This is a genomic window from Kitasatospora sp. NPDC056138, assembly GCF_042264695.1.
Classification (GTDB): domain Bacteria; phylum Actinomycetota; class Actinomycetes; order Streptomycetales; family Streptomycetaceae; genus Kitasatospora.
This window is the reverse complement of the sequence record NZ_JBHJVK010000017.1, coordinates 26,511-40,399: the sequence shown is the minus strand read 5'-3', so window position 1 is coordinate 40,399 and position 13,889 is coordinate 26,511. Positions and strand designations below refer to the sequence as shown.

Annotated in this window: 11 protein-coding genes; 8 read left to right on the top strand and 3 right to left on the bottom strand. The window is 72.8% G+C overall.

The genetic code is table 11. From position 1 onward, the window contains the following. The first annotated feature begins 41 nt into the window (after positions 1-41). Genes ACFC1R_RS13615 through ACFC1R_RS13590 form a run of 6 tightly spaced genes read left to right on the top strand, consistent with a single transcriptional unit; the run spans position 42 to position 7,834 of the window. On the top strand, positions 42-950 hold the full coding sequence (locus ACFC1R_RS13615; protein ID WP_375937623.1) for a phytanoyl-CoA dioxygenase family protein: 909 nt from the start codon (positions 42-44) through the stop codon (positions 948-950). Continuing rightward, a complete protein-coding gene (locus ACFC1R_RS13610) occupies positions 943-3,411 on the top strand; it encodes an amino acid adenylation domain-containing protein (RefSeq protein WP_375937620.1) in 2,469 nt (822 codons plus the stop codon). The genes ACFC1R_RS13615 and ACFC1R_RS13610 overlap by 8 nt, the downstream gene beginning before the upstream one ends. Further along, positions 3,405-4,424, top strand: a complete 1,020-nt coding sequence (locus ACFC1R_RS13605; RefSeq protein ID WP_375937617.1) for a zinc-binding dehydrogenase — start codon at positions 3,405-3,407, stop codon at positions 4,422-4,424. The genes ACFC1R_RS13610 and ACFC1R_RS13605 overlap by 7 nt, the downstream gene beginning before the upstream one ends. Beyond that, positions 4,421-5,500: an N-acetyl-gamma-glutamyl-phosphate reductase gene (gene argC / locus ACFC1R_RS13600; RefSeq protein ID WP_375937614.1), complete on the top strand. Its 1,080-nt coding sequence runs from the start codon at positions 4,421-4,423 to the stop codon at positions 5,498-5,500. The genes ACFC1R_RS13605 and argC overlap by 4 nt, the downstream gene beginning before the upstream one ends. Positions 5,501-5,505: 5 nt before the next feature. Beyond that, complete coding sequence (pgk, locus tag ACFC1R_RS13595; protein WP_375937797.1) at positions 5,506-6,687, top strand: phosphoglycerate kinase; 1,182 nt, start codon at positions 5,506-5,508, stop codon at positions 6,685-6,687. Then, positions 6,677-7,834: an iron-containing alcohol dehydrogenase gene (locus ACFC1R_RS13590; protein ID WP_375937611.1), complete on the top strand. Its 1,158-nt coding sequence runs from the start codon at positions 6,677-6,679 to the stop codon at positions 7,832-7,834. Before pgk ends, ACFC1R_RS13590 begins: the two co-directional genes overlap by 11 nt. Positions 7,835-7,887: 53 nt before the next feature. Here ACFC1R_RS13590 and ACFC1R_RS13585 read toward each other — a convergent pair whose 3' ends face one another. After that, positions 7,888-9,201, bottom strand: coding sequence for a cytochrome P450 (locus ACFC1R_RS13585; RefSeq protein WP_375937608.1), 1,314 nt, complete (start codon positions 9,199-9,201; stop codon positions 7,888-7,890). Positions 9,202-9,812: 611 nt separating this feature from the next. Between ACFC1R_RS13585 and ACFC1R_RS13580 the strand changes: the two genes are divergently transcribed. After that, positions 9,813-10,808 (top strand): DUF2278 family protein, encoded by a 996-nt coding sequence (locus ACFC1R_RS13580; RefSeq protein ID WP_375937605.1) that lies wholly within the window; start codon positions 9,813-9,815, stop codon positions 10,806-10,808. A 481-nt stretch (positions 10,809-11,289) separates the two neighbouring features. Beyond that, on the top strand, positions 11,290-12,198 hold the full coding sequence (locus tag ACFC1R_RS13575; protein WP_375937602.1) for an SGNH/GDSL hydrolase family protein: 909 nt from the start codon (positions 11,290-11,292) through the stop codon (positions 12,196-12,198). 120 nt (positions 12,199-12,318) lie between these two features. On the opposite strand, the gene ACFC1R_RS13570 is transcribed toward ACFC1R_RS13575, so the two are convergent. Continuing rightward, positions 12,319-12,747 (bottom strand): CBS domain-containing protein, encoded by a 429-nt coding sequence (locus ACFC1R_RS13570; protein ID WP_375937599.1) that lies wholly within the window; start codon positions 12,745-12,747, stop codon positions 12,319-12,321. Beyond that, on the bottom strand, positions 12,744-13,793 hold the full coding sequence (locus ACFC1R_RS13565) for a slipin family protein (protein ID WP_375937596.1): 1,050 nt from the start codon (positions 13,791-13,793) through the stop codon (positions 12,744-12,746). Before ACFC1R_RS13565 ends, ACFC1R_RS13570 begins: the two co-directional genes overlap by 4 nt. Positions 13,794-13,889 lie beyond the last annotated feature (96 nt).

Genomic DNA, 13,889 nt, shown 5'->3' with positions numbered 1-13,889 from the left:
AACCCGGCCCCGGCCTCCCACCGCTGACGAAAGGCACTGGCATGCACATCGCGACCATCCGCGAATCGACCATGAAGACCGACCAGGAGCAGGACTGGACCCCGCTCACCGACGAGCAGTTCGAGAGCTACGAGCAGAACGGGTACCTGCACCTCAAGGGCCTGTTCACGCCCGAGGAGGTGCAGCGCGGCCTCGCCGTCATCGACGAGGTGGTCGGCAAGGGCGCGCCCACCATCGAGAACCACGCCAGCTTCACCGACCGCAGCCACACCGTGCGGGTGCGCGACGCGGTGTCCCGCACGGCCGGCATGGACTACTTCCTCGACCACCCCAAGCTGGTCGGCCCGCTGATGACGCTGCTGACCAACAGCGTGCAGATCCTGGGCACCGAGATATTCGTCCGCTCGCTCCAGGACGAGGCGCTGGAGTACTGGCACACCGACGGCGGCGAGTACCTCCAGCGGGTCCGGCTCGCCCACGGCAGCCCCAGCCTCCAGATCAAGGCGCAGGTCTTCTTCACCGACGTCACCCAGTCCGACAGCGGCAACTTCCTGCTCGTCCCCGGCAGCCACCGCCGGGTGCCGACCGACCAGACCGCGCTCTGCTACATCGAGGAGCTGGACGAGCCGCTGCGCCGCGGCGAGCTCCCCGAGGAGGCCGTCGAGGTCAAGGCGGCCCCCGGCGACGTGCTGCTGTTCCCGTACTCGCTGTGGCACGCCGTGGCTCCGAACAAGACCCAGGAGCGCAAGACCTTCATCCTGCGCTACGGGCACCTGTGGCACCGCCCGCACGACTACCTCCAGCAGCCCGCCGAGGTGCTGGACCGGATGTCCCCGCGCCTGCGGCGGATGTTCGGCGACTTCGGCCCCAAGGCCCACCCCACGGACTACTACAAGCCCGTCGACCAGGGCGACGTGATGGCGGTCGGTGGCAACTATGGCGGTGAGTGAACTGCCGATGGACGTCGGTTCGCTGCCCGAGCTGTTCGCCCGGGTGGCCGGTGACCGCGGGGACGCGCCCGCGGTCGCCGGCGGCGGCCACGAGGTCGGCTACGCCGAGCTCGACCGGTCCGCCGAGGCCGTCGCCGCGCTGCTCGGCGCGGCCGGCATCGGCCGCGGCGACCTGGTGGGAGTGCTGCTGGAGCGCTCCCACCAGGCGCCGGCCTGGATCCTCGGCGTGCTGAAGGCCGGGGCGGCCTACGTACCGCTCGACCCGTCCTACCCGGCGGAGCGACTCGCCTACATGGCCGAGGACGCCGGCCTCGCGGCCCTGGTCGCCGCCCCCGAGCGGGCGGCGGCCTGCGGGCTGGACTCGCTCCCGGTGATCGACCCGGCCGCCACGCCGCCCGCCAAGGTCCAGGCACCGGCAGCGCCGGGACCGGACGACCCGGCCTACGTGATCTACACCTCCGGGTCCACCGGCCTGCCCAAGGGCTGCGTGGTCACCCACGGCAACGTGCTCGCGCTGCTGCGGGCCACCCTGCCGTTGTTCGACGTCGACGACAGCGACCGCTGGACCCTGTTCCACTCGGCCGCGTTCGACTTCTCGGTCTGGGAGCTCTGGGGTGCCTGGGCGTGCGGCGCGACTGCGGTCGTGGTGCCCGCCGAGACCGCCCAGGCGCCCGAGGAGTTCCTGCGGCTGCTGCGCGACGAGCGCGTCACGGTGCTCAACCAGGTGCCCTCCGCGTTCCGCTACCTGGCCCGCGAGTACGCCGACTCCGGCGCCGCGGCGCTGCCGCTGCGGTACGTGGTCTTCGGCGGCGAGAGCGTCGACCTCGACGTGGTGCGCGCCTTCCTCGCCGCGGTCCCCGGGGCCGCGCCCGAGATGGTCAACATGTACGGCATCACCGAGATCACCGTGCACGCCACGTACAAGCGGCTCACGCCCGAGGACCTGGCAGGGGAGGTCCGGTCGCCGATCGGCCACCCGCTGCCGCACCTGTCCGTCGAACTGCGCGACGACGAGCTGCGGCTGGTCGAGGACGGTGCGGTCGGCGAGATGTGGGTGGCGGGCGAGGGGGTCGCCACCGGCTACCTGAACCGGCCCGAGCTCAGCGCCGACCGGTTCCGCACGCTCGACGGGCGCCGGCTGTACCGCACCGGCGACCTGGCCCGCCGGCTGCCCGACGGGCAGCTCGCCTACCTCGGCCGCAACGACCAGCAGGTCAAGCTGCGCGGCCACCGGGTCGAGCTCGGCGAGGTGGAGGCCGGCCTGCGGGCCGCCGCGCAGGTCTCGGACGCGGCCGCACTGGTCACCCGGGACAGCGCCGGCAACGACCTGCTGACCGCCCTGGTGGTACCGGCCGTCGCCGGCACCCTCGACGTCGCCGCGCTGCGCCGGCACGCCCGCACGACGATGCCCGGCCAGCTGGTGCCCAACCGGTTCCACCGGGTGGACGCGCTCCCGCTGACCTCGTCCGGGAAGCTCGACCGGCGCGCGCTGGCCGAGCTCGCCGCCGAGGCCGCCGCCCCGCGCGCCCGGATCCTGGTGGTCGACCCGATCCACCAGGGGGCGCTGGAGGAGCTCCAGCGGCGGCACGAGGTGACCGTCGCGCTGCGCCCGCCGGCCGAGGAGCTGGTCCGGCTGGTGCGCGACAAGGAGGTGGTCGTGCTGCGCAGCGGGGTGCGGCTCGACGCCGAGGTGATCGCCGCGGCGAACCGGCTCAAGGTGATCGCCCGGGCCGGCTCCGGCGTGGACAACATCGACCTGGCGGCGGCCAAGGCGGCCGGCGTGACCACCTTCAACATCCCCGCGGTGTCCGCCCCGGCGGTCGCCGAGCTGGCGCTCGGGCTGATGCTCACGGTCGGGCGGCACATCGCCCTGGCCGACCGCCAGGTCCGGCAGGGCGTATGGAACAAGTCCGCGCTGTCCGGCGCGGAGCTGGCCGGCAAGACCCTCGGACTGGTCGGTCTCGGCCGGATCGGATCGCGGATCGCGGCGCTGGGCCGGGCCCTCGGCATGCGGGTCCTGGTCGACGTCGACCGGGCCACCGAGGAGCGGCGCCGGGAGCTGGAACTGCACGGCTACGAGATGGTCACCCTGGACCAGCTGCTGCCGGCCGCCGACGTGGTGTGCCTGGCCGTGCCGCTGACCGAGCAGACGCACCACCTGATCGACGCCGCGGCCCTGGCCGTGATGAAGCCGACCAGCCTCCTGGTCAACGTCTCCCGGGGCCTGGTGGTCGACGAGGACGCGCTCTACGAGGCGCTCGCGGGCGGCGGGATCGCCGGCGCGGGCCTGGACGTGGTCGCCCGCGAGGGGCAGCCGAACCGGCTGAGCGAGCTGGACAACGTAGTGATCACCCCGCACATCGGGGCGATGTCGGCGGACTCGCAGGCCCGGATCGGACGGATCCTGGTCGACTCGGTGAACGCCGCCCTGGCCGGCCGGGAGGTCGCGAACACATGTTGATGAACAGCGCGGTGCTGGCCGACTACGGCCGCATCGAGTCCCGGCGCACCCCGCTTCCGGCGGTCGCCGAGGACGAGCTCCTGGTCCGGGTGCTGGCCACCGGGATCTGCGGCTCGGACCTGGCGACCTTCCGGGGGGCCCACCCGTACAAGACCGCGCCGACCGTGCTCGGACACGAGCTGTGCGGGACGGTCGAACGGGCGGCCGGCGGGTTCGCGGCCGGGGACCTGGTGTGTGCCGCGGCCTACTCGCACTGCGGGAGCTGTGCGATGTGCCGTCAGGGGCGCACCAACCTCTGCGGTGACAAGCGGAACCTGTGCCACCTCGGGTGGGACGGCTCCTTCGCGGAGTACGTGACGCTCCGGCCGAACATGGCCTTCAAGCTGCCCGCCGGCACCGAGCCGGTGCTCGGGGCGCTGGTGGAGCCGCTGTCGATCGCCGTCCACGCGGTCAACCTGGCCGGCCCCGCGCAGGGCCGGACGCTGCGCGTCATCGGCGCGGGGAACATCGGTCTCGGCTGCCTGATCGCGGCCCGCCGGCTCGGGTACGGCCGGGTGATCTGCTCCGACCTCGGGCCGGAGAAGGGCCTGCGGGCGACGGCGCTGGGTGCGGACGGCTACCTGGACGTACTGGCCGACGGCGCCGGGGCGGCCGGGGCGGCATCCGAGGCCGACGTGGTGATGGTCGCGTCGAGCCACCCGGGCGCGGTCGACGAGGCGGTGCGGGCGGTCCGGCCCGGCGGCACCGTGGTGGTGGTGAGCTTCTTCGACCGTCCGCCCACGGTGGCGGTGAACGCCCTGGTGGGCAAGGAGGTCCAGGTGGTCGGCTCCTCGCTGTCCACCGCCGAGGACTTCCGCGCCGTGATCTCCTGGCTGGCCGAGGGCACGATCGACCCGATGCCCATGGTCACCCACCGTTTCGACCTGTCCGACGCCGACGCCGCCATGCGCCTGATGGCGGCGGGCGAACCGGCCACCGGCAAGATCATCATTACTCCGCGAGGTGACGCATGACTCTCCACATCGGAATCGTCGGGGGCACCGGCCACGCAGGGGGCGAGCTGTGCCGGCTCCTGCTGAACCACCCCGCCGTCGACACCATCGTCCCGACCGCCCGCAACGGCGAGGAGCTCGAACGGGTCCACCCGAACCTGCTCGGCAGCGGGCTGCGGTTCGTGACGGTGGAACAGCTCCAGGAGCGCGCCGACGAGCTCGACGTGGTGTTCTTCTGCACCCCGTCCGGTGAGGCGATGCGGTCGGCGCCGTTCTTCCTGGAGCGCGGCGTGAAGGTGATCGACGTCAGCGCCGACTTCCGGTTCAACGACCCCGAGCGGTACGCGGCGGTGTACGGCGAGCCGCACGCCAGCCCGCAGCTGCTGCCCGAGGCGGTGTACGGGATCACCGAGCTGCACCGCGAACAGGTCGCCGCCGCGCGGCTGGTGGCCAACCCGGGCTGCTACGCGATCACCGCCGTGCTCGGACTCGCGCCCCTGCTGGCCTCCGGGCTGGCGGACCTGGACACCGCGATCCACCTCGCGGCGGTCAACGGCACCTCCGGCGCGGGCAGCAAGCCGGTCACCGAGGTGATGCACGCCGAGGCGTTCGGCTCCATGCTGCCGTACAGCCTGGAGGGGCACCGGCACGGCCCGGAGCTGGAGACCCACCTGGCGCCGCTGGCCGGGCGGGAGCTGTGCGTCGACATGACCACCGCCCACGGCAACTTCGTCCGCGGCATCTACGTCCAGGCCAGCGTGGCGGTGCGGCCCGAGGCCCGGGCCGAGGTCGACCGGTCGCGGCTGCTGGACCTCTACGAACGCCACTACGCCGGTGAGCACTTCGTCCGGGTCAACTCCTTCGCCAAGAAGGGCAAGATCAACGCCAAGGAGTACGGCGTCTACCCGAGCCTGAACGCGGTGGTCGGCTCCAACTTCTGCCACCTCGGGGTGGACTACGACCCGGTCCGGGGCTTCGCCAAGGTGGTGGCGGTGAGCGACAACCTGGTGAAGGGGGCCGCCGGTTCGGCGATCCAGAACATGAACGTGATGTTCGGGCTGGACGAGCGGGCCGGCCTGGGCCACTACGGGCTGTGAGAGCGATGCGGCTGCTCTCCGAGCACCGGCCCGCGCCCGGCGAGCGCTGGATCTACTCGGCCGGGTTCAACGTCGGTCCGGCGCTGGCCGACACCGGCCGGATCGACACCGAACTGGCGGACCTGCGGCGGCTGTCCGCCGCCGGGGCCCGGGTCGCGCTGCTCAGCCACCAGGGCAGCGCCAAGGACGGCACCGCCCGCCACCTCGAGTACATCGCCGAGTACCTCGGCCGACAGCTCGGGCAGCGGGTCCGCTACCTGCCGGAGAACGCCTCGGCCTGGGCGCGGGCCCGGTCCGAGGGTCTCCAGGACGGCGAGATCGCCCTGTTCGGGAACACCCGGCTGAACCCGGGCGAGGAGCGCGAGGACGGCGAACTCTCCCGTGCGCTCAGCGGCTTGGGCGACCGGGTGGCCATCGGCGGCTTCTCCAAGGCGCACCGGCGGCACGCCTCCAACACCGGCCTGCTCAACCACCTGCCCGGGTACGCGACCGCCGGCCTGGTCGAGGAGGCGGCCGCGCTCGACCCCTGGGCGGCCGGGCCGGGCCGGGCCGCCGGGGCCGCCGGGTACTCAGCGGCGGTGCTCGGCGGGGTGAAGCCGGAGAAGACCGTCATCGGCCTCGCCAGTCTGAGCCGCAGCTACGACCTGGTGATCCCCGGCGGGGTGGTGCTCAACACCCTGCTGGCGGCGGCCGGCCACCGGATCGGCCGGTCCGAGCTGGGCAGCGCGCCCGAGCGGTGCGCCGAGGTCGCCCGCACCGTGCTGGCGCAGGACGGCGGGGCCAGGATCCACCTCCCGAGCACCCTCGTGGTGGCCGGCCCGGACGGCACCCTGCGGCGGGTCACGGTCGAGCAGGGTGTCCCGGACGACTGCGCGGTGGTCGACTTCGAGGTCGAGCCCTGGGCGCTCGACCTGCTCAGCCGCGCCGACCGCGTGGTGGTCGCGGGGACCCCTGGACGGTACGCGGAGGGCAACCACCACGCCGCCGCGGCCGTCCTCGGGGCACGCTCGGGCCGCGAGGCGGGCACCCTCCTGCTGGGCGGGGACACCGTGGCCGAACTGCCCTGGAACGGGCCGCGGTCCACCGGCGGCGGTTCGGCACTCCAGTACCTGGCCGAGGGCACCTGCGCGGTGTTCGAGGCCCTGAAGGACAACGAGCGGCGAGGAGCCGGACACCATGACCTCTGACCCGACCACCGGCCCGGACGTCGGCACCGACCTCGACCTCCCGGTCTCCACCCGGGTGGTCTTCGGACGCGGCACCCTCGACCGGCTCGGCCGGCTGGCCGCGCCGCTGGGCGGGCACGCCCTGCTGGTCTGCGGACGCTCCGCGATGCGGCGCCACGGCTACCTGGACCGGGCGGTGGCCGCGCTGACGGCGGCGGGCGTCGCGGTCACGGTCTTCGACCGGGCCAGTGCCAACCCCCGCTCCGACGAGATCGACGAGGCGGTGGCGCTGGCCCGGTCGAACTCCTGCGACCTGGTGGTCGGCCTGGGCGGCGGCAGCGCCATCGACGCGGCGAAGGCCGTCGCGGTGACCGCCGGCGCCGACACCGTGCGCGACCTGATCGGGCTGACGCTGCCGGTCTCCGGCGCCGCCCTGCCGATCGTCGCCGTGCCGACGACCTCGGGCAGCGGCTCCGAGGTCACCAAGGGGGCGATCGTCACCGACGTGGTCCGCAACTTCAAGTCCGGGATCCGCGGTGACGACGTGGCACCCCGGATCGCCGTCGTCGATCCCGACCTCACCGAGCCGCTGCCGACCGCGCTCGCGGTGGAGAGCGGGTTCGACGCCCTCGCGCACGCCGTCGAGGGCGCCGTCGCGGTCCGCGCGACCGAGCAGAGCAGGGCGTACTCCCGCCGTGCCCTCACCCTGATCAGGGACAACTTCCCGCGCATCGCCGGCGGGACGGCCGATCCGCAGGTGCGCGAGGACATGGCCCTGGCGGCCCTGCTCGGCGGGGTCAACGTGGCGACCGTCAGCACCTGCCTGCCGCACCGCCTCCAGCAGGCGATGGGCGCGGTGCCGCGGATCGAGGTCTCCCACGGCCAGGGCCTGGCACTGCTGTACCCCGCCTGGCTGCGCAGCGCCTACCCCCACGCACAGGACGCGTTCGACGCGGTCGCCGACGCGCTCGGCCACCGGGACGTCGGCCGGGCCGTCCAGTCGGTCATCGAGACGGGCGGCCTCGGTGGCACCCTCGCCGACCGCGGCTTCACCGGCCGCGACATCGACACCTTCGTGGCGGGCATCAGCGGGAACCTCGACAACGATCCACACCCGGCAGTCGACACCGACCTCGCCAGGAACCTCTACCAGGACTCCCTCGGGTAGGAGGCTCCGCCTCCTGACCCCGTCCCTCCCGCCCTGACCCCGTCCCTCCCCTCCTACCCGCCTCCCGGCCTCCAGCGGATCGGCAGAGTCTTGAGCCCGTTCTGGAAGTTGGAGACCAGTCGCGGCAGCGGTCCACCGACGGCGACCTCCAACCCGGGCAGTCCTTCGACCACATGACGGATCATCACTCTCATCTGCATCCTGGCGAGTTGCGCCCCGAGGCAGAAGTGCGGACCGTCGCCGAACCCGAGGTGGTCGTTCGGCGTACGCGTGATGTCGAAGCGGTCCGGGTCCGGGAAGACCGCCTCGTCGCGGTTGGCGGAGGCGTGGTGGACCACCACCTTGTCGCCGCGCCGGATCAGCCGCCCGGCCAGCTCCACGTCCCGGGTGGCGGTGCGCCGGAAGTCCAGCACGGGCGGCCAGAACCGCAGCATCTCCTCGACCGCTGAGGCGGTGAGCTCCGGCCGGCCGCACAGCAGCCGGTACTGGTCGGGGTGGGCGAGCAGGGTCGCCAGGCCGCCGGGCAGGCCGTTGCGCAAGGTCTCGTTGCCGGCCACCGCGAAGAGGAAGAACATCGTCTCGAACTCCTCGACGCCCAGCCCGCCCTCCCTCATCCGGGCCAACACGCTGCCGGGGGCGGGCCGTTCGGCCAGGGCGTGGGCGTAGGCGAACATGTCGGCGAGAGCGGCCCGCGAGCGCGGGTTGACCGGCCGGCCGTCCGGGGAGGTCAGGGTGGCGGGGCGGTGGGCGAGTGCCGCACGACCCGCCTCGGACAGCCGGGCGGGGTCCGCGGTGCTGGAGTGGGCGTACTCGGCGTCCTGGTAGCCGATCACCCGGTTCGCCCAGTCCACCAGCAACTGCCGGTCCTGCTCGGGCACGCCCATCATCCGGGCCAGCGTCCACACCGGCAGGTCGGCCGCCAGCTGCACGAAGTCCGCCTCGCCCAACGGCCGCACGGCGTCGACCAGTTCCCCGGCCCGGCGCTCGATCGCGGTGGTCAGCTCGCGGACGGCACGCGGTGTGAAGGCCCCGGCGACGATCCGGCGCAGCCGGGAGTGGTCGGGCGGGTCCTGGTTGAGCATCATCGTCCGGGCGAAGTCCAGGTCCGCCGCGGAGTCGGGGTCGCGGATCTGGGTCGCACCCAGGTGCGAGGAGAACAGCTCCGGGGTGCGCAGCACGTACTTGACGTCGGCATGCCGCAGCACGGCCCAGTAGCCGGGCCCGGCGGGCCAGTTGCCGACGGGCGGCTCCTCGACCCGGCAGACCGGCGCGGTGGAGCGCAGCTCCCGGAAGAGCCCGTACGGCACACCCTCGGCATAGGTCTCGGGCAGGAAGAGCCGGTTCACCTGCGCCTGATCGAGGATCACAACGACCGACCGTACGACAGCACGGCGCCGCACGCCAGAACCCGCACACCAGAACCCGTCCGCCGGGACCGTACGCCCGGTCCCGGACCGGGAACCGCGCCCCGGACCGGTGTACGCCTTCCAGCTCAGCCCACGGTCCTCGGCGCGGCCCGGTAGCGAGGGCAGATCCCACACCGGTGGCGGCTGGTCGCGCGGCGGGTTGTCCCCGGACAGCGGGGACGGCTGGCCGGTCGCGACGTTGGCCCCGTACGCCCGCCCGGAGCGGAAGTGGTTGCCGGTGGTGTGGTTCCCCTGAACCACGATCACCACAGGTTCCACCGGCCGCGCCTTCTTCGTCCGTGCCATCACGCTTCCCTTTGAACTTTGAACTTTGAACAGAGTTCCGAGCGCGGACGACTCGTTCACGCACGCGCGGCGGCGCGCTGCCCGCCGGGCCGGGTCGCCGGGAGGCCCCGTCGCCGGGACGGCGCAACCCAGGCGCTCATGACTCGCCGTCGGACGGCATGTGGGTGAACACCGCGTGGTCCTCCGCCCCGCCCAGCCGCCGATCGGCGATAACGGGAGGCAATCCGGGTCACCGTCACCCGCACACCCAGCCGAGAGGACGAGAGATGCCCCTGATCAACTACGGCGTGCTCGCCGCCAGAGCCGTCGAGAGCACGCGCGAGGCAGCGAAGGTTTCGACGCCGCACTACCAGATCCACGTACGCGACGACGCCGGCACCGACTACCGGATCGCCGTGAACGTCAGGTCCCAGGACACGCCGCCGAACCTGCTGTACGTCACCATCGACGACTTCCACCACCCGCTGACGCAGCTGCTTCCTCCGGCCGGCAGTGGCTGGCACCCTGAGCCGTCCCGGCCGGGCACGGCCTGCGTCGACTTCATCCGCGGGAACCTCTTCGACCCGGCCGCCATGCGCGTCCTCCCGCCCGACGTCCCCGGCCTCAACAACGACCTGGAGGACCTGCTCGACCACTACATCCAGCGTGCCATCGCCGACCAGACCATCGGCCTCTACGTTTTCGGCCAGCGCTGGCCCACCGACGCCGGCGACAAGGTGTTCGACTTCCAGCCCGGAAACGGCGTCCACGACATCCACATGAACCAGGGCAACGACGCGGCGCACGCCAACGACGACGGCGTCTGGCAGGACGGCGGTCTGCTGCTGCACGTGGCCTCGGAGAACCGCTGGGTCGCAATCTTCCTGGCCTTCCAGTCCCAGTCCTGGCACACCGACGACACCACCGGCCATGCCCTCGCCCCCGCCCGTCCCACCGCCCCGCACCAGGAGCCGGTGCGGATCTCGGCCGCACTGGTCAACCCGCTCGCCCCGGCCGCCGAGACGGTCACCCTGGTCAACACCTCGGCCGCGCCGGTCAACCTCCAGGGATGGCACCTCAGCGACCAGCAGAAGAACCTGCTGCCGCTGTCCGGCACCGAGCTCCAACCGGGCACCTCCACCACCCTCCCGGCCATGAACGGCTTCCGGCTGGGCGGGGACGGCGGGATGATCACCCTCCTCGACCCGGCCGGCCTCAAGGTGCACGGCGTCGCCTACACCAGGAAGCAGGCGTCCGTCCCGGGCCAGACCCTCACCTTCTGAGGTCCTGCCCCGGCCTGGGAGCCCGCCGTTGCACATCACCGACGCCCGCACCGGGCACCGCACCGCAATCCGCCCGCACCGCGCCGGACTGCTGAGGGTGACCGTCCAGGCCGGGCAGCCCGGTCGGTCGTTCGAGCTCGCGGCCTGCGGGCCCTGCTCACCGCCGACCGACCGGCGCGCTCGGCCGAGCTCCAGGGCCTTCAGGTGATCACCCGGCTCGCGCTTCCCGACGCCCGGCCGAGCAGATCGAGGCCCTGCTGCGGGAGGTCGGCCGACTCGGGGTCCCCCCGGACCCGGATCCCCCGGCCGCACCGCTGCCGGCCGTCCGGTCGGCCCTGCTCGGCCGCGCCTACCGGGCCCCGCCCGGCTCACCGAGCAGGACGGCGCGGCGGCCCCGGTTCGGTCGGGGCCCTACACAGGCGCGAGTGCCACGCAGTAGCCTCACGGGACCCAATCACCGGGCCCCGCTGGAGGGTTGTCCATGCGCAGACACCTGCTCCCCCGCCACCTCTCGCACCGCCTTCGACTCGCCCTGCCGGCCGCCGCCCTGGCCGCCGCCACGCTGTTCGGGGCCGGTGGACCGGCCTCCGCGGCAACCGGAGCGGCTCCGTCCCGCTCCGCAACTCCGACCTACTACCTGGCACTTGGCGACTCGCTGGCGGCCGGCTACCAGTCGCTGCCGGACGGCGGCCACGTCACCGGCCGCGGCTACGCCCAGGACATCGCCCGCACCCTCGGCGCCCGGGCGTCCGCCTCGGGCCTGCCCTTCGACTTCGTCGACCTCGGCTGCCCCGGCGAGACTACCGGGACGATGATCGACGGCGGCTGCCCGTACCCGCACCCCTACGCCGACCCGCAGCTCTCGGCCGCGGTGGACTTCCTGCGCGGGCATCACGGCGACCGGGTGCTGGTGACCCTGGACATCGGCGCCAACGACGTGGACGGCTGCCTCACCGGCGGCAAGGTCGACGTGCCCTGCGCGCTGACCGGTGTCGGCACGGCCGCCCGGGGCCTCGACGTCATCCTCGACCGGCTCAAGGAGGCCGCCGGCCCGCACACCCGGATACTCGGCATGAACCTCTACGACCCGTTCCTGGCAGCCTGGCTGACGGACAGTCAGGGCCGCGCGCAGGCGGCCCTCTCGGTGGCGCTGGTGAACGTCCTGAACGCGGCGATCGGCGCCACCGACGCCGCCCACGGGGTACCGACCGTCGACGTGGCGGGTGCCTTCGCCACCGACTCGTTCCTCCCGCTGGTGCCGTGGAACGGCCGGCGACTGCCGTTGAACGTGGCGCGGGTCATGCAGTGGACCAACATGGCGCGGGGCGACATCCACGCCGACGACACGGGATACCAGGCGATCGCGGACGCCTTCCTCGCCAGGATCTGACCCCCGCACGCGGAACGGGTGCCCGACCACACGGACACCCGCTCCGCACCGGTCGCACCCTCTCCCCCGCTCCGCCGCGGTCGTACCTGCCCGGCTGCAGCGAGACCTTCTCCGTCGTGGTCAGACCTTCTCGCCGCAGACCGCCGAGACGAACTCGGCCACCCGCTCCTGCGGCAGCCCCCGGGCGATGTCGGCCTCACTGATCATGCCGACCAGCTTGTGCTCGGGGTGGTTGATCACCGGCAGGCGGCGGACCCGGTGCTCCTCCATCATCTCCAGCACCTGTTCGACGTCCTCGTCCGCCTCCACCACCAGGGGCCGTCCCAGGGCGAGTTGACCTGCGGTGGTGCCGGCCGGGTCCAGGCCGGCGGCGACACACCGCAGGACGATGTCGCGATCGGTGAGGATGCCCAGCAGCTTCTGGTTCTCCCCGCAGATCGGCAACGCGCCGACGTCGCGTTCCTTCATGATCCGGGCCGCCTCGGCGAGGGTCTCGTGCTCCCGGACGCATTCCGCACCGGAGTGCATGATGTCTTTTGCGGTGGTCATTGTCCGGCCTCCTGCCGTGAGTGCACAGCCCCGTTACTCCATCCTGGTCCGGGCCGTCCGGCGCCGCCACCGGGATCGGCGCCGTCCTTCGGCAGCTCCTTCGACGGACCGTCCGGCGCCACCTCCGGCGCCACGTCCGGCACCGGAGCGTGCGCGAGGACCTCGTCCAGCGACGGCAGTTCCAGCTGTTCCACCCCGCGCACCCCGGGCAGCGGCGCCGACGGCTCGGGCCCAGCGGCCGCCGTGCCGCCGCCCTTCTCCTCCCCGCCCCCTGCTGCGGTCCCGCCACCGGTCCTGCTCGCGTTGTCCAGGAAACGCAGCAGTTCCACCGGGAAGGGCAGGACGAGAGTCGAGTTCTTCTCCGCCGCGACCTCCACCACCGTCTGCAACAGCCGCAGTTGCAGCGCGGCCGGTGCCCTGCTCATGATCGTGGCGGCCTCGGAGAGCCGGGCGGAGGCCTGGTACTCGCCGTCCGCCGTGATGATCCGGGCCCGCCGCTCGCGCTCGGCCTCCGCCTGCCGGGACATCGAGCGCTTCATCGACTCGGGCAGGGCGACATCCTTGATCTCCACCCGGTCGATCTGGATGCCCCAGCCCAGCGCCGGGCTGTCGAGCATCAGTTCCAGCCCCTGGTTGATCGGCTCGCGGTTGGCCAGCAGGTCGTCCAGCTCGCTCTTGCCGATGATCGAACGCAGTGAGGTCTGGGCGACCTGGGAGATCGCGAACTGGTAGTCCTGCACGTTGACGGCCGCCCGCACCGGGTCGACGACCTTGAAGTAGACGACGGCGTCCACCCGCACCGTGACGTTGTCCCGGGTGATGCCCTCCTGGGCCGGGATCGGCATGGTGACGATCTGCACGTTCACCTTGCTCATCCGGTCCGCCACCGGCATCAGCACCACCAGACCGGGCTGCCTGATCTGCTCGCGCACCCGGCCGAACCGGAACACCACACCGCGCTGGAACTGCTGCACGACCCGGACACTGAGCCCCGCCCACACGCCCAACAGACCGGCCGCACCCAGAATCGCGTCAACAATGAGCATCGCCGTCACCTCGGCCACCCGACTCCGCGCCGACCCCATTCCACGCTACTCCGCCAAGGCCCTCCGCGATCACCGCGGTCCGCCTAGGATTCGCCG

Excerpts from the sequence above, each read along its gene's own strand:
- ACFC1R_RS13615 (WP_375937623.1), top strand. The coding sequence starts at position 42 with ATGCACATCGCGACCATCCGCGAATCGACCATGAAGACCGACCAGGAG.
- ACFC1R_RS13605 (WP_375937617.1), top strand. The coding sequence starts at position 3,405 with ATGTTGATGAACAGCGCGGTGCTGGCCGACTACGGCCGCATCGAGTCC.
- argC (WP_375937614.1), top strand. The coding sequence starts at position 4,421 with ATGACTCTCCACATCGGAATCGTCGGGGGCACCGGCCACGCAGGGGGC.
- pgk (WP_375937797.1), top strand. The coding sequence starts at position 5,506 with ATGCGGCTGCTCTCCGAGCACCGGCCCGCGCCCGGCGAGCGCTGGATC.
- ACFC1R_RS13590 (WP_375937611.1), top strand. The coding sequence starts at position 6,677 with ATGACCTCTGACCCGACCACCGGCCCGGACGTCGGCACCGACCTCGAC.
- ACFC1R_RS13580 (WP_375937605.1), top strand. The coding sequence starts at position 9,813 with ATGCCCCTGATCAACTACGGCGTGCTCGCCGCCAGAGCCGTCGAGAGC.
- ACFC1R_RS13575 (WP_375937602.1), top strand. The coding sequence starts at position 11,290 with ATGCGCAGACACCTGCTCCCCCGCCACCTCTCGCACCGCCTTCGACTC.
- ACFC1R_RS13570 (WP_375937599.1), bottom strand. The coding sequence starts at position 12,747 with ATGACCACCGCAAAAGACATCATGCACTCCGGTGCGGAATGCGTCCGG.
- ACFC1R_RS13565 (WP_375937596.1), bottom strand. The coding sequence starts at position 13,793 with ATGCTCATTGTTGACGCGATTCTGGGTGCGGCCGGTCTGTTGGGCGTG.